General features: G+C 69.9%; 18 protein-coding genes. 12 read left to right on the top strand and 6 right to left on the bottom strand.

From position 1 onward, the window contains the following. Window positions 1–79: 79 nt before the first annotated feature. From JNUCC0626_RS13690 to JNUCC0626_RS13675, 4 genes are all read left to right on the top strand, one after another. A complete protein-coding gene (locus JNUCC0626_RS13690; RefSeq protein WP_394620110.1) occupies window positions 80–445 on the top strand; it encodes a YbaB/EbfC family nucleoid-associated protein in 366 nt (121 codons plus the stop codon). After that, window positions 442–1,356: a WXG100 family type VII secretion target gene (locus JNUCC0626_RS13685; RefSeq protein WP_394620109.1), complete on the top strand. Its 915-nt coding sequence runs from the start codon at window positions 442–444 to the stop codon at window positions 1,354–1,356. The genes JNUCC0626_RS13690 and JNUCC0626_RS13685 overlap by 4 nt, the downstream gene beginning before the upstream one ends. Window positions 1,357–1,377: 21 nt before the next feature. After that, window positions 1,378–7,761, top strand: coding sequence for a hypothetical protein (locus JNUCC0626_RS13680; RefSeq protein WP_394620108.1), 6,384 nt, complete (start codon window positions 1,378–1,380; stop codon window positions 7,759–7,761). A gap of 109 nt (window positions 7,762–7,870) precedes the next feature. After that, window positions 7,871–10,216 carry a tetratricopeptide repeat protein gene (locus JNUCC0626_RS13675; protein WP_394620107.1) on the top strand — a complete coding sequence of 782 codons (2,346 nt, stop codon included), beginning with the start codon at window positions 7,871–7,873 and terminating at the stop codon, window positions 10,214–10,216. On the opposite strand, the gene JNUCC0626_RS13670 is transcribed toward JNUCC0626_RS13675, so the two are convergent. After that, the gene (locus JNUCC0626_RS13670; RefSeq protein WP_394620106.1) at window positions 10,200–11,138 is read right to left on the bottom strand and encodes a LysR substrate-binding domain-containing protein; all 939 of its coding nucleotides are present in this window, start codon (window positions 11,136–11,138) and stop codon (window positions 10,200–10,202) included. The two genes, JNUCC0626_RS13675 and JNUCC0626_RS13670, sit on opposite strands and share 17 nt — an antisense overlap. A gap of 70 nt (window positions 11,139–11,208) precedes the next feature. On the opposite strand from JNUCC0626_RS13670, the gene JNUCC0626_RS13665 reads away from it, so the two are divergent. From JNUCC0626_RS13665 to JNUCC0626_RS13645, 5 genes are read left to right on the top strand one after another with little or no spacing between them, the layout of a single operon-like run. Then, window positions 11,209–11,745, top strand: a complete 537-nt coding sequence (locus JNUCC0626_RS13665; protein ID WP_394620105.1) for a hypothetical protein — start codon at window positions 11,209–11,211, stop codon at window positions 11,743–11,745. A gap of 14 nt (window positions 11,746–11,759) precedes the next feature. Next, window positions 11,760–12,167: a GlcG/HbpS family heme-binding protein gene (locus JNUCC0626_RS13660; protein WP_394620104.1), complete on the top strand. Its 408-nt coding sequence runs from the start codon at window positions 11,760–11,762 to the stop codon at window positions 12,165–12,167. A gap of 28 nt (window positions 12,168–12,195) precedes the next feature. Further along, window positions 12,196–12,516, top strand: a complete 321-nt coding sequence (locus JNUCC0626_RS13655; protein ID WP_394620103.1) for an NIPSNAP family protein — start codon at window positions 12,196–12,198, stop codon at window positions 12,514–12,516. 18 nt (window positions 12,517–12,534) lie between these two features. Beyond that, entirely contained in the window at window positions 12,535–13,302 is a 768-nt protein-coding gene (locus tag JNUCC0626_RS13650; protein ID WP_394620102.1) for a hypothetical protein, read from the top strand. Next, complete coding sequence (locus JNUCC0626_RS13645; protein WP_394620101.1) at window positions 13,268–13,744, top strand: snapalysin family zinc-dependent metalloprotease; 477 nt, start codon at window positions 13,268–13,270, stop codon at window positions 13,742–13,744. Before JNUCC0626_RS13650 ends, JNUCC0626_RS13645 begins: the two co-directional genes overlap by 35 nt. 53 nt (window positions 13,745–13,797) lie before the next feature. Here the strand turns inward: JNUCC0626_RS13645 and JNUCC0626_RS13640 are convergent, their stop codons facing one another. The 5 genes from JNUCC0626_RS13640 to JNUCC0626_RS13620 all read right to left on the bottom strand — a co-directional run bounded on the left by JNUCC0626_RS13640 (window position 13,798) and on the right by JNUCC0626_RS13620 (window position 19,135). Then, window positions 13,798–14,295 carry a hypothetical protein gene (locus tag JNUCC0626_RS13640; protein ID WP_394620100.1) on the bottom strand — a complete coding sequence of 166 codons (498 nt, stop codon included), beginning with the start codon at window positions 14,293–14,295 and terminating at the stop codon, window positions 13,798–13,800. A 138-nt stretch (window positions 14,296–14,433) separates the two neighbouring features. Then, a complete protein-coding gene (locus tag JNUCC0626_RS13635; RefSeq protein WP_394620099.1) occupies window positions 14,434–15,399 on the bottom strand; it encodes an ABC transporter substrate-binding protein in 966 nt (321 codons plus the stop codon). Window positions 15,400–15,502: 103 nt separating this feature from the next. After that, window positions 15,503–16,501 carry a LacI family DNA-binding transcriptional regulator gene (locus tag JNUCC0626_RS13630; RefSeq protein ID WP_394620098.1) on the bottom strand — a complete coding sequence of 333 codons (999 nt, stop codon included), beginning with the start codon at window positions 16,499–16,501 and terminating at the stop codon, window positions 15,503–15,505. Between the two features lie 103 nt (window positions 16,502–16,604). After that, complete coding sequence (locus JNUCC0626_RS13625; protein WP_394620097.1) at window positions 16,605–18,368, bottom strand: beta-galactosidase; 1,764 nt, start codon at window positions 18,366–18,368, stop codon at window positions 16,605–16,607. After that, window positions 18,365–19,135: a GntR family transcriptional regulator gene (locus JNUCC0626_RS13620; protein WP_394620096.1), complete on the bottom strand. Its 771-nt coding sequence runs from the start codon at window positions 19,133–19,135 to the stop codon at window positions 18,365–18,367. Before JNUCC0626_RS13620 ends, JNUCC0626_RS13625 begins: the two co-directional genes overlap by 4 nt. 425 nt (window positions 19,136–19,560) lie before the next feature. Here JNUCC0626_RS13620 and JNUCC0626_RS13615 point away from each other — a divergent pair, with 425 nt between their 5' ends. The 3 genes from JNUCC0626_RS13615 to JNUCC0626_RS13605 all read left to right on the top strand — a co-directional run bounded on the left by JNUCC0626_RS13615 (window position 19,561) and on the right by JNUCC0626_RS13605 (window position 22,373). Next, window positions 19,561–20,352, top strand: a complete 792-nt coding sequence (locus tag JNUCC0626_RS13615) for an AraC family transcriptional regulator (RefSeq protein ID WP_394620095.1) — start codon at window positions 19,561–19,563, stop codon at window positions 20,350–20,352. 31 nt (window positions 20,353–20,383) lie between these two features. Continuing rightward, window positions 20,384–21,406: a galactokinase gene (locus JNUCC0626_RS13610; RefSeq protein ID WP_394620094.1), complete on the top strand. Its 1,023-nt coding sequence runs from the start codon at window positions 20,384–20,386 to the stop codon at window positions 21,404–21,406. A 61-nt stretch (window positions 21,407–21,467) separates the two neighbouring features. Then, window positions 21,468–22,373 (top strand): helix-turn-helix domain-containing protein, encoded by a 906-nt coding sequence (locus tag JNUCC0626_RS13605; RefSeq protein ID WP_394620093.1) that lies wholly within the window; start codon window positions 21,468–21,470, stop codon window positions 22,371–22,373. Window positions 22,374–22,380: the final 7 nt, after the last annotated feature.

Genomic DNA, 22,380 nt, shown 5'->3' with positions numbered 1-22,380 from the left:
GTGAACTCCGTGCGTCCAACAAGGCATTCAACGAACTCGCGTTCGTCCTCCTGGGCGGACGCCGGACCGGAGGACTGTTGTGGACCCGCAGGTGTGGATCGAGGACTACGAGGGGCGACTCGCTGAGCTCAAGGCGAAGTCGGACGGCCTCAACGAGCGCTACGAGGCGATGCGCGGCCGGGTGACCAGCGAGGACGGTCGAGTGACCGTCGAGGTCGGCCCGAACGGCGGGCTGCTGGCCGTCGAACTCGGCAGGCGCGCCTACGAGCTCGCGCCGGACGCGCTCGGCGCGTTGATCGTGCGTACAGCCGGGCACGCCCAGCGGCAGACGGCGAGCCGGCTTCTCGAAGTCTTCCAGGAACTGGGCGCTGACACCGAAGCAATGCGATTCGTCCAGGACTCGATCCCGGCGGACGGCGAGAACTCGCGGGAGAACGCACGATGACGGCCGCTCAGTTCGACGGGTTCAACGCCCCTTTCATCGACGTCAACTCCGAGAACGCCTACAAGGGTTCGCTGTTCGTCGAAGCCTTCGCCGGACTGGTCGACTCCATCAGCGTGGGCGCGGAGACGGAAACGGAGAAGGCACTCGACATCACGTTCAACGCAATCGGTGCCGCGTCCTCGATCGCGATGGTCGCGGCCGACCCGCTGGGCGCGGCACTGGGTGCGGGCATCGGCTGGCTGATCGAGCACATTTCGTTCATCCGCGAAGGACTCGACCAGCTCATGGGCGACCCGGAGGCGATCAACGCGAACGTCGAGGCGACCCAGAGCCAAGCGGTGTCGATCCGGGCACTCGTTGACGAACACCGCCAGGAGGTCGTCGGGTTCGGCGGCTGGACGGGCGCGGCGTTCGACCGGTTCCAGGCGAGCATGACCGAGCTCGCGCGCGAGCTCGAAGCCCTGGCCGGAGCGGTGGAGACCAAGGCGAAGATCGTCTCGATCTGCGGCCTGCTGGTCAGCCTGTTGCGCGACATCGTCCGCGACATGATCGCCCAGTTCCTGGGCTCGTTGCTCGCGGGCGCGCTGATCGCGGCGGCTTCGGCGGCGATCACGTTCGGCGCGTCGATCGCCGGTTTCGTCGGGTACGCGGTGGGCAAGGGCATCGCGCTCGCGGTGAACATCGTCTCGCGGATCTCGCGGCTGGTGGCTGCGATCGGCAGGCAGCTCGGGCGGATCCGCAACCTCGACGACGTGATCAAGAAGCTCGGCAAGAACTGGGACCGGTTCGAGAACGTGGCCGACGTCGCCGAAGTCGCCTGGGAGGGCTACAAGGCCGTGGACCGCGTCGATCGAGCCGTGAACACGGGTGTCGCCGAGGCGGCCTCCGGCTACGCGGCGAACAAGCAGTGACCAAGTCAGGAGGACGGATCGATGGTCCGCGTTAGACCGAACACCAGCCCGGCGCCTTCCGCGGCCGCGGTGAGCATGGATCCGGCGCAGATGGAGAAGCTGCAGCAGGTCAGCGGCAACTACCAGACGAGGATGGGTGACGTCACGGATGGCCTGCGCCGCTTGGCCTTGCCTCCCAACGCGTTGGGGCCCATCGGTCTGGCCGCGGTGCCCGCGTTGAACAGCTCCACGTCCAACTCGGCGACTGAGGCGGACAGGGCTGCCGCGACGTTCGGCAACGTGCGGGACGGTGTGCGTGCGACGCTCCAGACCCAGCAGAACGTGGACGCCGCCGCACGCGACCGCCTCACCGCCATCGCCGCGGGCGTGGAGCAGGGGCTGCCCGCCCGCGCGTCGGCAGGGGACGCGCAGCGCGTCGCCACGCCGTCAGCGGTGCCGGGGGAGACGTCGGGTTCAGCAGGGCAACGCCTGGCCGGACAGTCCACTGTGGAAGGTCAGGGCACGCGCCCGGTGGCGGCGGACCCAGTCGGTCGCGGCGCACCTCTGGCCGGCCCAGCCGCGGCAGGAGCGGGCCTGCTCCCCGCTCCGGCGACAGGCATGCCCGGTGGCGGTTCCGCCGCACCGGGAACAGGAAGTGCTCCCGGTGGCGCGGGTGGCGGCGCGGGACCTGTCTCCGCACCGGGAACGGCTGCGGGGATCCTGCCGCCCGAGGCGCGCACGGCCCTCGCCGCGGCGCCTGCGGGCCTGCCGAGGATGACGGACGCGGTCGTGCCGCCGGGCATGTCACCCGTCCCGCCGGTCATGCCACCGGCCGGGCAGCAAGGGGGAGAGGACCGGACCAACCGGTATGCCCAGCCGCGGACCGCCGCGGTGCTGGTGGTGGACGATGGTCCGGACGGCACGATCAGGTCCAGGGATGGCGACGACGCGGCCACGACGGCCGCCGCGGCGCGGCCGTTCGTGGCGCGGCTCGACCCGGAGCGGGGCGCGGTGACGTTCGGACGGCCCGGCCCCGACCCGGATCCGGCCCCTCGCCGCGATGATCGCCAGTCCCTGGTCCCGTCCGTCCGGCTCCCCGACTTCCTCAACGACAGCAAGGCACTCGGGTCGGTGGCGGCGGTCGGTTCTACCGGCACTGGCAAAGTCGTGGAGGCGCTGTCACAGCTGTTGCCGCAGCGCGACGGCGTGCGGCCGAAGGGCCTCGACCGAGTGCGGACGACGCTCGACGGCGACTTCGAGTCGTTCCTGGGTGAAGGCAGGCGGTTCCCGGTCAAGGTCGGCCGGGAACGGTTCGAGGCGACGATCCGCGCCGAGCTGCGGCCCGTGCTCGACAGCACGACCACGAAACCGGGAACTCTCACGAAGGTCGACCTGCTGACCAACGGGACGAGGGGCAGTTCGGAGACCACCGCGCACCCGGCTGCGGGGTCGCTCGGCATCGTCCTGGCTCCATCGGTGCCCGGCGCCGGCCCGTACGGAAGCGTGTCGATGAGCGCACCGCTCGCCAAGGCCACCACCACCTCGCGCATCACCTCGGCCGCGTCGGACATGCGGTCGGTTCGCTCTGGCATCGACTCGGTCATCGCCACGTTGCCCGTCGTCTACGAGGTGGCGCTGACCGACACCCGAGGTGGAGCGAGTTCGTGGACCGTGATGTCCGATGTGGACGGTCGGGTGGACGTCACGGTGCAGATCCCCGGTGAGCTGATGTCGGTGGACCGGCCGGCGGCCGGGCCGGGAACGACCACGCCGGGGTGGGGCGAGCGGCTCGAACACCCGGTACCGGAGGCGGTCACGGACCTCGACACCGAGAAGGCGTTCGCTGACGTCGCCGCACGACTGCACCCGTCGATCACCGCGATCGGCGCCCCCGGCCGGGACGCGCTGCGCGACTTCCTCGCCCCGACGACGATTCGGGACAACCTCGGCACGATGCTGCACGGCTGGGTCACGTCGCCCGATCTCGCCGCGGCGACCGGGGTGCTGCCCAAGGTCAAACCGGGCGAGCTCAAGGCCGCGGTCCGGGCAGGCGATCTCAAGGCCGCCGTCAAGGCGGTCAGCGACAAGGGGGCGGTCGTGCAGATGCGCGCGCGGCTGGGCACGGCGGAACTGCTGGGCGTGCACAGCTATCAGCTCCGCTTGCAGGAGAGCACGAGCACGAACCTGAGTCAGACGGCCACGACCAGAGCCGGGGTGAACGTCGGCGGCGCGGTCGGGTTCGCGGTGCGCGCCAACCCGGCGGGCGTCACGCCGCTGGTGGACGTGGCGCTGCCCACGACGGCGACGGGATCGATCGCTCTCACCGGATCGGTGTCGTGGAGGACGGAGGAGAGTTCGGAGAGCGGCACGAACGCGAGTGCCATGGCCGGAGTGCAGTCGAGCGGTCCCACCGGTCTGTACAAGGTGTCGGCGACGCTGGACATCCGCACACCCAACGGTGCCAACGTGATGGTGCCTGCGACAGCGTATCTGCGTGTCGCACTGCCGGAAGCGGCGGCCCAGGGACTGCCGGTACCGGATGGCACCACGCCGTCGATCGCCAAACCGACCGAGGACGGCCCCCGGTTCGAACCGCCCTACCTCGCGTCTTCGCTCGCGGCGGGCCACGTCAAGGTCGGCGAGTTCGTCGCGGCCAACCAAGTTCAGGCGCACGTCGAGTCGATTCTGCGAGGGCTCAAGGACTTCGACGGCTACCTGCCTACCTGGAACGACCCGAGGGCGAACGCGCGGCTCGGCGACGGGGCCTCAGCCGCCCTCGAGAGATCGGCGAACCAGCGCAAACTGGACGCGGAGCTGTCACCGGTTGCGTTGCGGGCACGGCTCGACAGCCTGCTCGGCCCCGGGGTGCACGTCCGGCTGCGGCGAGACGGCATGGTCCGCAACGACTTCGTCGACGTGGTCGTGAAAGCCAGACTTGGTGCGGGCACCCACGTCGGCCAGGCCGACGGCCGCCGGATCCGCGGTTCGACGAACACGGGTCCGCGGCTGGACAGCGGCACCACCCGGCAGAGCGAGTGGTCGATCGGCGTCGAGGGAAGGGTCAGGGCTCCCGGCGCTCCGGGGGCCGCCTTCCCGCTGAGCGCGGCCGTTCGCGGTGGTCAGTCCACCTCGGACAGGGTCGCGGCGGGTCCAGGCGCCGCGCGGATCAGCATGAACACCGGCACCGCGAACGCGCAGGTGTTCCGTCACCCCGTCGAGTTGAACGTCGAGGTGACGCGGTTCAGCAGGCTCAGCCCTTGGGTGCACCGCACGTCTCCTGGTTCACCGCTGCGGTCGGTTCCCGAACCGGAGGTGGTGGCGAAGACTGGCGTGGGCGGGTTGCGCCCGATCACCGGAGAAGTGTCGTTGTGGGTCACTGACAGCTCCGCGATGAAGAACGATCCGGCGCCGTTCGCGCCCGGCGTTCCGCAGATCGTGCCGTCCGCGCGCACGTCGATTCGTGAGCTGCTCGGCGCCGCTCGCCTGCCCGCGCCGGAGCTGTTGCACGTGGAAGCGGTGGTCAACGCCCACGTCGTGAAGGAAGCGGCGATCGGCGCGCTGACCGAGGCCGCGAGGGGTGACCGGGTGTTGGCGCTGCCGGGTTCGGACACGCGCGAACGGCTGGACCGGATGTTCAGCCCGGAGTTCCTGCGCGGCAACCTCGTGAGGCTGCTGGAGACCGGTGTGAGGGAAGGCGGCCTGAGCTACGAGCGCCGCATGGCGAACCGTATCGGGGACGTCGGTGTGTCCGCCGAGCTGAAGAACCCCGTGCTGGTGTCCATTTCGGATGAAGCCGGAACCGAGAACCAGCTGAACGGCAGTTCGCGCGCGTCGGGCTCGGCGACGCGGACGCGGACGTTCGCCGACGTGTCGGCCGGGGTTGGCCTGGCGGCGACCCTGCCGCACACGGCGAACGCGGGAACGCTGGGTGCTGCCGCTGCCGTGCGGCACACCAGATCCAGCACCCGCACGACGACCGAGGAGGTGGCCGGCACGATCGGGCGCAACAGCCTGGTCGCCGTCGGTCTCGCCCGGTCCGCCCTGGTGCGCATGGACGCGGAGTTCACCGTCGTCGCGGAGAGCAGGACCACCAGCGCCGTGCGCGACGGCGAACCTGGTGCGGCCGCGGCGAAGGCGATCTTGCCCGGTTCCGTGTTCGTGCGGGTGAACGAGGACGTGGCCCGCGATCTAGGGATGCTGCCCTCGACCCCGCGGCGCGTCCTGCCGGACCACGGCCGGATGGCGCCACCCGGCACGCTCGGGCCCGGCAGGTCGGGAACTCTCGGTCTCGGCCTGGTCGAGGTGCTTCCCGACGTGTCGGAACTGCTTCCCGAACTGCGCGCGGGCCTGGGCAGGCTCGGGGAGCGGCTGCTGCCGGAGTCGACCCTGGACGACGCGATGAACAACCTCCAGCGGCTCACCGATCTCACGAGCCCGACCACGGTCAAGGCGACCATCGACGGCGCGCTCGACGGCGGCGTGCCACTCCTGCTGCACAAGCCGGGTGTGCTGTTCGGCAAGGACGTCTACCAGGTGACGCTCCGAGCCAGGATCGGCGAGGCGAAGTTCGACTCCGTCGTCAACGACGGGATCGAGGTGGAGCACGTCGTCACCCGCCAGTCGGTCAGCGCCGTCACCACGGCGAACCGAAGCGCGACCACGGTCACCGGCCGGGTGCCCGGCTCCGCCGACGTCCGGAACATCGACGGCCACAGCACCTCCGCGACCTCCGGAGGCGCAGTCCAGAACAGCGTCGGTGCCGCGCGCACGACGGACTCCGCCGTCTCCCGGACGACGACGGACCTGCATCTGCGCGGCGCGACCGGGCCCGCGGTCCGCTACCGCGTGCCGATCGAGTTCGAGCTGGTGGTGGAGAAGGGGAACGAGGTGCTCGGCACGTCGTCGACGGGGCCAGGGCACGAGATGGTCGTGCGGCTGCACGGCGACAACCAGAGGATCGCCGACGGCGCCGCGCATTGGCGGGAACCCGCGAACACGGCGGTGAGGACACCCGAGCACGCCGAGGAGGTCGCCCTGCTGACGTGGTGGCAGAGCACTGCCACCCCACCGACGACAGCCTCGGTCGAAGCTCTGGTGGGCGCGGCGGACCTGCGTGCCGCAGCGATCCGCGCGCTGACCGAGGCAGGGGCGTCGGACGGCCTCACCGCTCCGGGGACAGGGGCCCGCAACGCGTTGCTGGCGGCGCTGAGCTCGGAGGTGCTCCAGGCGGCGTTGCCGTCGATGACGTCACGCGAGCTGGTGGTGCCCGGTCTGCACAACGCGTCGCTGGTCAAGAAGGAATCGGCGGCGGTGTCGGTGCACGCCAGGCTGGTGGACCCGAGGCTGGCCGCGCTGAGTGACAGCGTCCTGCTGGAACACCAGCAGTCGTACGCGACTGCGAGAACGTCCGGAACGCAGTTGACGCACACCGGTGAACATGGCGCGGACCTCGCGTCCTTCGAAGGACGCCCGGAGATCACAGCCGCCGAGGACCTCACCTGGCGGCCGTTCTCCGACGCCGCGGCCGGCCGCTCGGACAGATCGGGCGCGCAGAAGACGAACAACCCGAAGCCCCAGGGGCGCACCGCACTCGTGGAGTTCGGGGTCGAGTACCGGGTGGTCGCGAAGGTCGGCGATCGCACCGGGGTCGTGGACCTGGCGGCACCGGAGTCGGCACGGCTGCGCATGCCCGCACCGGACGCGGCCCCGTTGCTCGGCGGGCCGATCGACGAGCTGGACGAGGTGCAGTCGGCGGTCCGCGACCACGCGAAGTCCTGGCGGGAGGCCGAAGCGGCGGTCGAATCCGCCCGGCACCGCGCCCAGAACGCGATCAACGAGCGGGCCTCGTGGGAGGCACAGTTGACCGATGCGCGTGCCGCCGTCGAGACGGCGGAGGCCGAACGCGGTTTCGCCGCGGAAGAGCGGCAACGGTCCGTCGCCGTCGCCGAGAAGCTGAGTGCTGGCCTCAGCGTGGCGACCGCCCAGCGCAACACACTCGCGATGGTGGCACGGCAGGTGGAACAACGGCCGGACGACGGAACCGGCCACGCCGCAAGGGTTCACGCCAAGCTGGCCGGCGCGAACGCGGACATCGCGGTCCTGTCGCGAGAGCTGGACGCCGCCGGCGTGGAGGTGGACGGCGCGAACCGGGCGCTGGGAGCCGCGGAGGACCGGCGCCGGGTGGCGGTCGCGCGGTACGCGTCGCTGAGGTCGCGCACCGAGTTCGACGACGCGGTCGCACGCGGCACCGCCGACCTCGCCGGACGACAACGCGAAGCCGATGCCCGGCAGGCGGACTGGTGGAGGGCGAAGGCCGCGGTTGACCGTTCGATCGACGAGTTCAACGATCGCCGGTCGCGGTCGGCCCCCGACCACTCCGCCACATTGCCCATGACCGGGGCGGCGGGATGGCGCGCGGTCCTGTGAGGTCGTGCCGCGCTCGCTCCGTGCGAGCGGGCGCGGCAGCCGAAATGTCCATGCCCTCCAGGAGGAACGACTATTCATGATCGCCGGAATGCTCCATAGCCTCCATCAGGTGATCAGCTTCCCCGACCTTCCCGGCCGGCCGGGCGGAGCCGGTCCTGACACCGCGGTCGCCTGGCGAGGCACCCTCACCCTGGACACCCCGCTACCGCGGCGAGCTTCACGGTTCGGCGGTGGCCAGGATCGCGGTGCGCATTCCGGCACCGCGCCGGCGTTGTGGGAAGCCGTGCACCTGGAGAACGGGCAGGTGCACGCCGTCGTGCTGCCCGGCGCCGGCGGACGCGTCCTGCTCGCCAGAGACCTGAAGACCGGCCTGGACTTCCTGCCGCCCGCCGGTCTTTCGGGGACGGACCCTCTCGCCGACAGCGAGATCCAGCACGAGATGAGCGGGGCGGTCACGGTCTGGTGTTCCCGGCACGACAGGAGCACCGGCCTCAAACGCATGCACGGCTGGCGATTGCGGCCCGGCTCACGAGTGCTCGAACTGCTCGTGCGGGTGTACAACCGCACCGAGCGGGCGCATCCGCTGGTGTGGGACGACTCCGAGGTCACCGGTGACCACCCGGCGGCGCTCGGAGAGGAGTCGTGCGTCCACGGGCGAGAGGACCACCCCGCCAGAACGGGCACGACCGTCTATCCCGGCGAGACGGTGGCGTTCCTGTCGTGGTGGTTCTGCGCGGCGGACGGTCAACGTCGTGATGCCGAACCGCTTGCCCAGCAACGGACCGAGCCGCCGTCGATCCTGGACGACGCGCGCGCCGCCTACGACCGCGGCGAGTGGCGCATGGCGTTGGAACTGCTCACACGCACACCTGACATCGAGGCCTGCTACTACCTCGGTCTGGTGTGGGAGCGCCTCGGCCGGCCGGACAAGGCGCTGGACCCCTATCGAGCCGCGTTGCGCCAAGGCCCCTGGTCGGCCGCCGCCCGCTACCGCCTGGCCTGCCACGAGGCGAGATCCGGCCATCGCGCGTTCGCGTTGTCGCACGTGGACATGGTGCTGGAGGAGAACCCCTCTCATCTGGAAGCCCGTGCCCTGAAAGCGATCCTGCTGCGCCGCGCCAAGGCGAACGGCGACGCCGACCTGGAACTCGCCGTGGCGATGCACCTCGACCCGATGCATTGGTGGGTCCGGCACCTCGCCGGTCTGCCCCTCGACACGACCCCGGCCACCTGCCTCGAGGTCGCGCTGCACTACGCCGACGTCGGGGAGTGGGACTCGGCGGCGGAGGTGTTCGAGACCGCGGCCGAGAGGGATGCGCACCGTGGTCCAGGCCTGCCGTCCGAGGCTTACCTGGCGTACCGGCACCTCGCGTCGATGCATGAGCGGCTGGGCAGGTGGCGCGCGGCTGACCAGGCACTCGTCGCGGCAGAACAGGCCGATGTGGACGACGCGTTCCCGGTGCGCCTGGACGATCTGCCGGTGCTGGAACGGGAGGTCGAGGCCAACGTGCGCGTGGTCAGGCTGCGCGGTCAGTGGTACTCGGCGCACGGCAGGATCGCGGACGCGATCGCGACGTGGACGTCGGCGTTGGTGCTGGATCCGGATGACCCGGTGATCTGGCGCAACCTCGGGATGAGCAAGTGCCCCTCGGATGCCCGTGTCTGCTACGACCACGCGCTGCGGCTGGCAGGAGGTGACCTGCGGCTGGTGTGGGAGAGCGACCGGGTGAACGCCAGGCTCGGCGTCGAGCCCAAGGCCCGGCTGGCCGCGCTGCTGACGCACGACCTGCGTCGTTCCCACGAACTCACGCTCGTGGTGGCGGACCTGCTGCTCACCACCGGTCAGGTGAGGGACGCGTCAGCGCTGTTGCAGTCGCAGGAGTTCGGTTCACCTCAGCGAGCGGTTCTGCGCGTGTGGCTCAGGGCTTGCCTGTTGCGTGTCGACGCGGGCGACGAGCGCGCGTTCCTCGACGCCCTCGCCCCGCCGTGGCCGGAACGCGCCTCGGCCAGGGACCTGGTCGCGGTGCACCTCGCGTACGGAGACCTTGTGGCACGCGACGATCCTGTGGCGGCGCAAGGGGTGTGGGAACGCGCGGTCGCCGACACGAGTGTTTTCGCCGAATGTTCGGAGGAGACGTTCGCGTTGGTGCTGGTGCTGCGCAGACTGGGCAGGGACGACGAGGCGCGTGTGGAACGCGACCGGTTGCGGAGGTTGCGCGACGACCTGGTCGCGGAGCCGGTGGCCGAGGTTTTTCCACCGGTGGCGTACGAAGAGAGCCCGGTGGTGCTGCGGGACCGGCGCGTGTCGTTCCTGAGCGCCCAGTTGGACCTTCTCAACGGGGACCTGGCCGCCGCGCGGGACGGGCTCAGCGGAGTGTTGCGCGCTGATCCTGGCCACGCGCTCGCGCGCGACCTCCTGGGCAGGATCGCTGACGAGATCAGGCGGGATCCGTGATCACCGTCGGCTCGGCGAGGCGGTCGAGCACGTGGGGTGGTGTCATCTGCGCGTGGTCGGCGAGCACGTCGACGAACGCTCTCGTTACCGGGTCGGGCCTGCCCCTCGTGTACGCGGTGAGCGCGCGCAGCACCCTGGGTTCCGGCCGGAAGAGGTGTCCGTCGCACTGCGGTGCGAGGACGTTCGCCGGGACCAGGCCGAGCCCGAGACCGGCTGCCGCCAGTCGCGCGGCGGTGGGGCCCTGTTCGGTGCGCACGGCCACGCGCGGTTCGAAGCCGGCCGCCAGGCAGGCGCGGTCGAGCACCGTGGACAGCCCTGACTCCGGGGTGAAATGTACCCAGTCCCGCGAGGCGAGGCTCGCCATCGGCACCTGGCGCACGGGCAGTTCGGTGAGCGGGTCGCCCGGTGGCACCACGAGCACGAACTCCTCCGTGCCGATGTCGCGCACCGGGCCGTCCCAGTCCGCGGGGGCCGGACCGATCGCGACGTCCGCCAGCCCCTCGCGCATGGCCGCCGCCATGTCGTCGGTGTGCCGGAACTCGACCAGCTTGACCTTCATGCCGGGCCGCTCCCGGCGCCAGACGCGCAGGGCGTCCGGCAGCACGCCGAGGCTGACCGAGTACAGCGCGGCCACGTGCAGTTCGCCCTGCTCGGCACCGGAGGCGCTGCGGGCCGCGTCACGGGCGCGAGCGGCCTCTGCCAGCGCGGCGCGCGCGTGGGGCAGCATCGCGCGACCGGCGGGCGTGGGGCGAGCGTGCCGGGGGAGGCGTTCCACCAGCGGGCCGCCAGCCGCCTTCTCCAGTGCCTGGAACTGCCGGGACAACCCGGGCTGGCTCACGTGCAGGCGTTCGGCTGCGCGGGTGAACGACTCTTCCTCGACGATCGCCACGAAGTACTCCAGCTGCCGCAGGCTGATCGTCATGCACTCAGGTTATCAATTCCAGAATTTACTGTCCTTGGACATATAGAGCCTGGTGAAACAGCATTGGTACATGGTCGATGCGAGGTTGTCCGGACACCGGGTGGTGATTGTCGGTGGCAGTGGCCGGCTCGGCCGGCCCGTCGCGCTGGCGGCGTCGGCACTCGGCGCCGACCTGCTGCTCGCCGGGCGGGACGTCCGGCGGCTGGAGTGGACGGCGGCCGAGATCGACGGCCGCGTCGAGGTGCGTCACGTCGACCCGGCCGACGACGCCTCGACGGAGTCGTTCGCGCGGCAGGCAGGCGCGGCGGACCACCTGGTCTCGGTGGCGACGGAGTGGGGCTACGGCCCTGAGGGTTTCGAGTGGGCACCGGCGCCGGTCACGGAGATCGGTGGAGTGGTCCTGCTCGCCTGGCACCTGGACGTCCGGGGCTCGCTCACCGTCGTTCCCGGCCCGGAAAGCGTTGTCTCCCGCCTGGTGTGCGCGTTGGCGTCCGCGGCGGCACCGGTCCGGGTCAACGTCGTCTCGCCTGGCGCCGCACGCGATGTGGTGCCCGCTGTGCTCGACCTGTTCACGTCGACGACCACGGCCGCCGTGGTCTCAGCATGAGAAGGAATCACGTGATGTCGCACATCTCCCTGTCCTCGGCGGAAAACGCGATCGAGGCAGGCAAGAAGAAGGCCGCCGAACTCGGCGGTGCCTACACCATCAGCGTCGTGGACGCGGGCGGCCTCCTGATCGCCGCCTCCCGTCTCGACGGAGCACCGCTCGCCGCGGTCGAGACGAGCCGGACGAAGGCCCGCACATCGGCGTTGTTCTCCGCGCCGACCAAGGACCTGGTCGGCGCGGTGCAGCCGGGCGCCCCGCTCTACGGCGTCGCGAACGCCGTCGTGGAGCCGCTGGCGTTCATCCCGGGCGGCGTGCCGGTGATCGGCGAGGACGGCAGGATCATCGGTGCGATCGGCGTCGGGGGCGGCGCTCCCGACCAGGACCACGAGATCGCGGTTGCCGCGCGATCCGCGTTGCACTGAACCAGACGAACCGGAAGAGAGCTCTGACATGTTCTACGAGATCCGCCGCTACCAGACCAAACCCGGCCGCCGCGACGAATGGGTGGAGTACATGGAAGGTGTGGTCCTGCCGTACCAGACCTCCCTCGGCATGGACGTGCTCGCGTCCTTTGTGGATGAAGAGGATCCCGATGGTTACGTCTGGATCCGCAGATTCGCCGACGAGGACGATCGGGAGAAGCTGTACCGGGCGGTGTACGAGAACGCGCGCTGGCAGGACGAGATCGGACCTGTGGTGTACGAGCTGCTCGAGATGGACAAGATCTCCGTCACCAGAGCCGTCCCGACATCGTCCTCCTGGCCGCTCTGAATCGTGGTCGCGGGCGGCATGAAGATCATGTGCCGGCTCCTCGGCCTGATGACGCTCGTCCTCGTGACCGCGGTGGTCGTGGTGTGGCGATTCCTGCTCGTGGACGTGGACGACCGGGTGAACCGCGCCCTGGAACAGGAGACCGGCGAGTTCATCGCCTACGCCGAGAACCACACGGGTGACGCCGGTGCTGTCGCCGAGGGCCACCTGCGCCTGCAGTCCCCCGACGAGCACGAGCTCCACCTCGCCGTGCTGCCCGGTCGCGTGCTCGTCCAGCGTTCCGGGGTGACCTACGCACTGGAGAACGACCGTGCGGCGCTCGACGGGATCACGTCCTCCGCGGCGTCGTGGGGTGTCGTGGCCACACCGGCCGGTCCGTTCCGCTGGGCGAAGGTGCGCACGACGGCTCCGGCGCAGATGTGGTTCGTCACCGGCTACTTCGAGGACGGGGTGCACGCCCAGGTGCACTCGACAGTGCGCGTGCTGGTGCTGGTGTCACTGGCAGGGCTGCTCATCGCCTGGTTCGCGGCCGGGGGATCCTGGCGCCGGTCAGGGGGTGTCGGGAAAAGCTTGGGTGCCAACGACTTTCGCTGCACCTCATCGGCGGACGCGATGGAGCATTGGAATTGTTGTGCGAAGCCGACGACAGCGCACGATCAACATCGTCCGGCCGGACAGCGCCTGACTCCGCACAACACTGGAGAATCCTGTGAAGAAACACCTTGTCGCAGCGGGACTCGCGCTGGCCGCGATGGCAGTACCCGCACCGGCGGCGGTGGCTGCTGACAACGTCACCCTGTACTACGACTCCAGCACCCTGACTCGCGACTTCCGCGACGCGGTCGCGCTGGCCGCGTACCAGATCAACATCGCCAACGCCGCGACCGGTGTGGAGCTGCAGAACGTTCACGGGACGCAGACTCCGCCCGCGACGTCTGCCGCGATCCGGTTCGTGGTCGTGGACGGGCCGTTGGACGAAACGGCGGTGGGACCGGTGCAACCTGGTCAGACCGTGGTCACGGTACGACTCGGTCGTGCCCCTGTGGTCGCGGGCCGCAGGCCCGTGCTGGTGGCGACGCACGCGTTCGGCCGCGCTCTGGGGCTCCCCGAGGACGAGTCCGGCCAGTGCAAGTCCATGATGTCCGCGATCCACTCCGGTCCCACCTGCGGCCGCACGACCTTGAACAGCAGCGAGGTGAGCGCGGTCGCCGCGCACTACCGCCGTTGAGATCGACGTGCTGTTGGTTGCCGGGGAGAGCCTCCCCGGCAACCAACACCAGGTCAGCGGTAGTTGTTGTCGATCAGATCTACCTCGCTCCGCTCCCAGCGGAACTTCTTGCACTGCGGACCGGCAGACGGACCGGACATGATCCGATCGCACCTACCGTCGGAGGTGGGGGCGAGTCCCCAGACACGTCCGTACTCCCGAGCCACGACCCGCCTGTCGTAGTGGCCCTGACCGACCGCGGCGCGACTCAGGGGGATCACCGCGGTCGGGCTGTCCGGCCGGATCGGGCCGATCGATCCGGCTGCCGGCATCGAGTCCGAGGCGACGAACCGCACGACCACGCGACCGGGGTTGCGCGACTTGCGGACGTCGTCCAGCCGGACGTGCTTCGCGTAGCCCGACCACCAGTAGTCGTTGTCGGCCAGCGCGGCCCCGAACTCCTGAGCCTGGCTCGCGTCGTAGAAGAGGACCACCGGCCCCGCTGCGGCCGCCGAGGTCGACGTTGCCACGGTCAGGAACACCGCTGCACAGGCGATCGCCCGCTTGATCATGAACACACTCCTGGGTGGTCTCGAAACCTGCTGTGGGTCGTTGACGGGAAGCAGGCCAGAGCTACAGGCTGACCGGCCTGCTTCCCGAGGAGGCGTTGCCGAGGAGCCGCCGCGACGGCAACGCCGGGTATCGGAGGGCTACTCCGGCTTGCGCAGCACCACGGTGTCGGTGTCCAGGTGGACGTCGAGCCCGCCGTGCTCGCGCATCAGACCCACGACGCGGTCGAGCCGGATCTCGTTGAGCGAGTCGGGCCAGCGGCCGAGGTGCATCAGGTCGGCGACGGTGTGGTCGACCCTGGTGCGGCGCATCACAGCCTCCTGCACCAGCGAGCGGTCCTTCGTGGCTGCTATCTGTCCTCTTTGGACCGCGCGCTGGAAGGCCCTGGCGGTGCGGGGGTTGGCGGTGACGAACTTGCGGTTCGCGGCCCAGCCGGCCACCGCGATGTCCCTGGTGGGGCCCGATGCCGCGTCGGCCAGGGCGATCGTGCCGTTCTTGAGCTGGCTGTCGGTGATGTAAGGCTCGGCCATCAACGCCGCGTCCACCGCGCCCTTGGACAGTGCGTCGTGCATCTGCGGGAACGGCATCGTCACGAACTTGACCGTGGCCGGCCGGACTCCCGCCGCGCGCAGGGTGGAGCTGGCGATCAGCGTCGTGATCGAGTCGAGCGCGTTCACCGCGAGCTTGCGGCCCTCCATGTCGCCGATCCCGCGCACGCGGGAGCCCGGCTTGCCCATGATCATGAACACGTTCGGCTGCGCCTGGTAGCAGTCGGCCACGACGCAGAGGTCGAGCTTCTGGGCGAGATGCGCGGTGAACCAGGAGACGTAGCTGCCGACCGCGAACTGCAGCTTCCCGCTCTCGAGGTCGGGGACCGCGTCGGCGCCGGTGGTGAGTTCCCGCACCTGGATTCTCAGCCCTTCCGCCGCGAAGTACCCGCGTTGCTCCGCGATGTCGAGGCCGACGACGTCGACGATCGGAAGCGCGCCGACGTGGATCTCCTCGAGCTCCGGCCGCTCGACCCGGTCCTCACCGCGGGCACAGCCGACGGAGAGGGAAGCGGCGGCGAGCGTGAACAACGAGCGCCGGGTCATGAACGGTGACATCTTCTGGGGCTCCTCGTGATGTATCGCTGAGGAAGGACCCTAGGAGCGTTTGTGCCCGGTGGACATGGACGATCGTGGTGAACAGTTCGACTGGTACGTCCACTCAGGACGATCGTCGCCCCGGTGGGGGTGCTGTGCTCTCGCGGACGACCAGGTGGGTCGGCACCAGCGACCGTTCGGGATCGGCCGTGCGGTGTTCGATGAGCTTCAACGCGCGTTCGACGCAACGCCGTCCGACCTCGCCGAAGTCGTGGTGCACGGTGGTCAGCGGCGGGATGTACGCGCCCGAGTCGGGGACGTTGTCGAATCCGATCACGCTGACATCGCGCGGCACGGCCTTGCCCTGTTCGTGGAACGCGCGCAGCACTCCGAGGGCCATCTGGTCGTTGGCGGCGAACACCGCCGTGCAGGAACGTGTCCGAGCGAGCTTCACCCCCGCCAGGAAGCCCGACTCCGCGGACCAGTCGCCGGGCAGCGACCTCGGCACCCGCGCACCTGCCTCCCGCAGCGTTGCCTGCCAGGTCTCCGCGCGCTTGATCGCGGAGTACGAGTCCGCCGGTCCGGCGACGTGGTGAACCGTGCGGTGGCCGAGGTCGAGCAGATGCCGGACGGCGGCCTTGACGCCGTGAGCCTGATCGGTGTCGACGATGCTGTCGCGGTCGTGGTTGTCCGAGAACACCGACACGACGGGAATCCCGGCTGGCAGAACCAACGTGGTGGCGCCCAGTTGCTGCGCTTCCATGACCACGATCGCGGCGTCGATCGCGAGCTCGCCGGCCCTCGTGAACGCGCCGGCCACGTCGGCTCCGGAGGGAGCGGACACCATGGACAACGTGGTCGCGTAGCCGTGCTTCGCGGCGTGCTCGACGATGGCCTCGACCGTCCTGCTGCTGCCGACCGTGGACAGCTCCAGCAGAACGACGCCGAGAGTGCGGAACTCGCCGTACTTCAACGCGCGCGCGGCACCGTTGGGCCGGTATCCGAGCTGGGTCATCGCGTCGAGGACCTGTTCCCGCGTCCGGTCGACGACGCTCGGGTGCCCGTTGGACACCCGGGAGACGGTCTGGGACGAGACTCCGGCGAGTCTGGCCACGTCCGCCATCGAGACACGTCGTGTCTTTCCGTCGGACCTGCGCGCGGTCACTGAGCCCGGCTCCCATCTGGGGGTGGTCTGCCCCAGTCGAAGAGTCTAGGCCGTACCGGTCCTAGGTCCCATCGTGCCCGAGCGATGGGCCGTCGACGAAGAACGCGGTGGTGTCGGTCATCGCCTCGAGCTCCACCACCACCAGCTCGTTGTGTCCGCTCCGGAGCACCGGCCGCGGCACGTAGAGGGTGAACTGGGGCCCGCGCGACCAGTACCGGCCGAGGCAGAAGCCGTTGACCCAGGCCACGCCGCGCCCCCAGCCGTTCACGTCGAGGTGGAGGTCTGTGGGTTCGTCCAGCAGGAAAGTCGCGTGCAGCGCGACGGGCCCGGCGACGGGGCCCTGAACCGGGGACCCCGAAGGCCCGCACCAGTCGACCGGCGGCTGGTCCAGTGAGACGGCCTGCGCTTCCCAGCCACGCAGCATGACGCCGTTCACGGCCACGCCACCGATCACGCCCTTGGGCTCGCCGAGGCGGTGGCCACCGCTGACCCTGCCGTGGTCCTCGACCATCAAGGTCAGCCTCCCGATCGTGTGGGGCAGTCCGAGCGTCCGCTGGTTGAGCTCACGGGACAACGTGCCGACCGGCGCGCTGTCGAGGAACACCGACACGTGGTCGCGCACCTCGCTGACCGACAGGACGGATCGCCGGCTCTCCTCCCACAGGTTCGTGGACAGGAAAGCGAACCGCGGCGTGCCGTCGAGCTCGTCCAGGGCGGGCGCGCTGTGGTGGCGGGAACGCGTGGCGCGGACCCTGTCCGGTTCTTCCAGCAGCCGAACCGGGTCGCACAGTTGCGCGCTGAGGAACAGAGTCCGAGGCGCAGCCGGGAGAGGAGCGTCCGGCACCGCGCGATAGCGCGAGATCAGCTCGCGGAACGCGTAGTACGCGGTCGCCGGATGTCCCGCTTCGTCCAGTGCCGCGTCGCAGTCGTAGGAGGTGATCGCCGACCGGTAGCGGTCGTGGTCGGAGGCGCCGCCCATCAAGCCGAAGTTCGTGCCACCGTGGAACATCGAGATGTTCACCGACGCTCCGAAGGCGAGCATCGTCTCCAGCTCGGCCGCGGCACGGCTGACGGGGGTGACGTGACGACGGTCGCCCCAGTGATCGGCCCCGTGGAACCTGAACTCCGCGCACATGAGCGGCCCCGTCGGCTGATGTGCGCGCAGGAGCGTGAGGCACTCGAAGGCATCGGCGCCGAACGACGCGGTCCTGTGCAGCTCGGGCAGGCCGCCTGAGGCGAGCATCTCGTCCGTCGCGCGATCAGCGGTCGTCAGCGGGACGACGATGTTCGCCGCACGAGTGGCCGCAACCAGCGCGCGCAGGTACGTCGGGTCGGCGCCGAACGCGCCGTACTCGTTCTCCAGCTGGACGAGGATCACCGGGCCGTCTCGGTTGATCTGCAACGGTTCGATGACCGAGTACACCTGGCGCAGGTACTCACGTACCGCCGCGAGGAAACGAGGCTCGTTGCCACGAATACCGATCCCGTCTTCTCGCTGCAACCACGCCGGGAGCCCGCCGTTGTCCCAGTCCGCGCCTATGTACGGTCCGGGCCGGACGATCGCGTACAGGCCGGCGTCGTGCACGAGCCGCAGGAACTCGCCGAGGTCGAGGCCATCGGCGAAGTCGAACTCGTGTGGCGTCGGCGCATGCGCGTTCCACGGCACGCAGGTCTCGATCGTGTTGAGGCCCATCCCGCGGGCCTTGTCGATCCGGTCCGCCCACTGTCCGGGGTGGACGCGGAAGTAGTGCAGCGCACCGGAGACCACCTGGAACGGGTTTCCGTCCAGCAGGAAGTCGCTCTCCCCGATGGCGAATCTCCTCATTCGGGCATGTCCTTTCCGGACAGTGGTCTCCCGGACTGTTGGCGCGGACCGACGATGCCGGTGAGCACGCTCGCCGGAACCGAGAAGCTCAGTCCTCCGGCCTCGGCCGCGAGCAGTGTGGTCGTCGCCGCGATGGGGCGTCCGCTGCTTGAATGGAGCGTGTAGCGGCAGGTGAGCACGAGCGCGGAAGCGTTCATCCTGAGCACGTCCGTGTCGGTTCTGCTGGCGCGGCCGAGACCGACGTGGACCATCGCCACAACCGGGTCGACGCCCGCGCCTCGCAGCAGGTCGACCAGGTCGAGTCGATGGTCGGTGGCGGGGTCACGGCCCACCTGGTGCAACGCCTTGGTGACTCCGCGGGGCAGCCATTGGTGGTCGATGCGCACGACGGTGCCGATGGCGCCGCGGAGGTGGTGGATCCGGTGCAGGACGGTCGACTGCGCGGACACGGACAACCGCCTGGCGGTCTCGGGCGGTGCGGGTTCCCACTCGCAGTACACCTGGAGGGGGACGGGACCCTGGCCGGGGCGCGGCGAGTTCGTCTCGCCCGGGGACTTGCTCTCCCGGACGATCGTGCCGAAGCCCTGACGTCGTACGGCGACTCCCTGATCCACCAGTGCGCCGATGGCGGCGCGAGCGGTCTGACGGGCTACGCCGTAGTGGGTCATGAGGTCGTTCAGGGATGGCAGCGTGCTGCCGACCGGATGTTCGCCGCGGTCGATGGCTTCGATCAGATCGTCCGCTATTCGGCGGTACTTCCATGACATGAGTGTGCTCGGCAATGGGTCGGCGGCGGATGTTTGCGTAATCATTTGGGGCGAATGCACGCTAACCATCGGATGCCCTATGTGTCCAGGTGCTTACGCAGTGTCCGATTACGTGGATTTGAGGTCGGACGGCCGGGTCGTCCGGAAGGAACTGATCTGCACCAGTCACCGCAACGGCTTGGGCTCACTCACCGTCACCGTTAGGTTCCATTGCGTCGCAACTGGGGTAAGTCGGCTTCTCCCCGCCGGCTTCTCGCTGAAGGCAGCGTCGCGACGGTGGTGCCCGGCAGACGATGACCTGCCGGGCACTCCCAACTTCGCGCCAGGACGACAAGCCACTGTGGACGCGGATGGGGTGAACTGACTTGTCCAGCCGGGATTCCAGGAGGCGGGAGCATCGGCTGCCGCCTGTCTTCTGCGAGGCCATGCGGTCCGGGCACACGCCCTTGGCGGCGATGCTCGTCACCGCCGCCGGGTACTGGCCAGACGCCGCGGGGCAGAGCGGACGGGGGTCGGCGGGCTCGGCCGACGCGTTCGTGCTCGTGTGCATCGACGGCGAAGGTGAGGTGGTGGTCGGCGACCGGTGCCACGCGATCGGCCTGGGACAGGTGGTCGTCGTGCCGCCGGAGGTCGCCTACGAGCACCGAGCCGATCACGGGAACCCCTGGACGATCCTCTGGGTCCACCTCTCCGGTAACGGTGCGGCCGGGATGATGCGGCTGATCGCGCCGAGGTCGCGTGAACGGGTGCTGGTGGCACCTGACCCTGCGGCCGTGGTCGGTCCACTCGCGAGCGTTGTCGCGAAGCTCGACGCGGGCTGGGCGGTGGACGACCTGACGGCCGCGTCTGCCCGCGGTTGGCTGCTGCTCTCCAGGCTCTTCGAGATCGCGGAGGAGCACGCGGTCTACCCGGAGCCCGTCGGCCGCGTGGTCGGGTACCTCCAGGCCACCTTCATGCAGCCGCTGAGGCTGGACGTGCTTGCGAGGTTGGCGAAGGCGCCTGCGGATCTGCTCTCCAGGGACTTCCGCGCGGCGACCGGGCTCGACATCGCCGAGTACGTGACGGAGCTGAGGATGAGCTTGGCGAGAGACCTGTTGCTGAGCACCTCGCATCCGGTGGGGGTGATCGCGCATCGGACCGGTCACGCCGACGTCGGCTACTTCATCAGGAAGTTCCGCCTGACGCACGGGTGCGGACCGATCGAGTTCCGTCTGTGACGCCCTGTCCGCACGGAGGGAGTGGTCGCGAATGTCCGATGTGGACGAAATGGCGGAGGTGACGGCCGGACTGTTCAGAGCCTTTTTCCGCACGGACGCCGACGGCGTGTGGTTCGCGCCGGGCGGGGTGAACCTGATCGGCGGACTCCCTGGTGATGGGCTCGCCCTGCAGCTCGCCCTTCCCCGAGGCGTCAGGGTGGCGGCCCGGCTCAGGGACGACGAGGACCTGCGGATCGTGTCGTCGCAGCACTCGGGGATCGCGGAGATCGGTGCCGCGGATCTGGTCCCGGGCGACCGGGGCCGCTGGTACGCGTACGTGGCGGGCGTCGTGTGGGCGTTGCGACGCAACGGTCATCTGGTGGGAGGGTTCGACCTGCTGTTCCACGGGGACGTGCCCACAGGTGCGGGATTCGCGTCTTCCGGAGCACTGGCGTGCGCGACCGCGCTGGCCGTGGCCGAGCTGTCCCACCTGTCCGTGAGCCGTCTCGAGCTCATGAGTCTGGTTCGTGAAGCCGAAACCGGATTCGTCGGCGTGCCGGACGCGGCGCACCGCGCGGCGGCGTTCCTCGCGCGGCGGGACCACCTGCTGGTGCTCGACCCGGCGGACGCGGGCGTCGAGCACGTCGCGTTCACGCCCGCGTCGCTGGGGATGAGCGTGCTGGTGATCGACGCCAGGCTGCGGCCTTCGGTGACAGTCCGCCATCCGGGTGTGCCTTACGCCGTCATGGAGAACGAGCGCGTGGCCGAGGCGGTCGAGCTCGTGAAAGCAGGCCGGCTGCGCGCGATCGGTGGCCTGATGACCGCCTCGCACCTGTCACTTCGCTTCGACTGCGAGGTGGCTGTACCCGAGTTGGATCTCGCTTTGATCGCATTGCTCGGTGCCGGTGCCTTCGGTGCCCGCATGAACGGTGGCAGCGTCCTCGCCCTGATCGAGGAGGACCGCGCCGGCACATGCCTGGCCGCGGTGCGCGCCGGGTTCGAGAGGCACGGGTTCGCTGAGCCGGACGGCTGGACCACCGTCGCGTCGGAAGGCGCGCACCGGGTGCGCGGCTGAGATCGTCCTTTGCAGACCTTTGAAGGGGTTTTCCTTGCTCGAACAACTGGGATCGCGTGGTATGGGGGTCGCGGTCGGCGAGCACGCCGTGCGCGAGGCGCGCCGTCGTGAACCGACCGCGAGTTTTCTGGTCGTCGAGGCCGGTCACGTACCGGGCGACGGCGCACAGTGCTGGGAGCGACCGGCGGTCGCGGACGTGGTGGTCGTCGGGGTGTGCGTCACCGGTCGTGGCGTGCTGCGGGCCGGAGACATGCCTCTCGGGTTGCACTCCGGCACCGCGTTCGTGCTCCCTTCCGGTACGCCCCAGTCGTATCGCGGCGATCCGCGCGATCCCTGGTCGATCTGGTGGTTGCACGTGACCGGGAGGTTGACGGCGGCGCTGCTGTCGGTGGTGGTGCCGGAGGGAGGACCCAAAGTCGTCTCGATCGACGATCCCTACCGCACGGCGTGGACCATGCGCGACGTCCTGCGGACGCTGGAACAGGACGAGTCGCACCCGGCGCTGGTGGAGGCGTCGGCGTCGAGTTGGGAGCTGCTCTCCGGACTGGCGGGGCGTCCTGCTCGGGCGGGTGGCCGGGCAGGCCCCGGCGAGGTGGTCCGCGCCCACATCGACGCGCACCTCGATCGGCCGCTGAAGGTGACGGAGCTGGCTCGCATGGTCAACCTGTCCGAGTCGCGTTTCTCCGCGGTGTTCCGGATGACGACGGGCATGAGCGTGACCGCTTACGTGAAGCAGCAACGCATGCTGCGGGCGCGAGAGCTGCTCCGGACGAGTTCCCATCTGGTCACCGACATCGCCGCGCTGGTCGGGTACACCGATCCGCACTACTTCAGTCGTCAGTTCCACGCCATGCACGGCCACAGCCCCACCGCGTACCGGCTGCAGGTCGCTCCCGCTGGCTCGTCTGGTGAGCCGGATTCGCCTGGTACCCCTACTCTGGCGCCGACGCCGTCTCCAGGGATGTGAACGGCGC

Origin of the sequence: Lentzea sp. JNUCC 0626 (genome assembly GCF_043632865.1) — a bacterium.
Classification (GTDB): Bacteria; Actinomycetota; Actinomycetes; order Mycobacteriales; family Pseudonocardiaceae; genus Lentzea.
The sequence above is the reverse complement of the archived record's forward strand: the minus strand, read 5'-3'. Positions and strand labels throughout refer to the sequence as shown.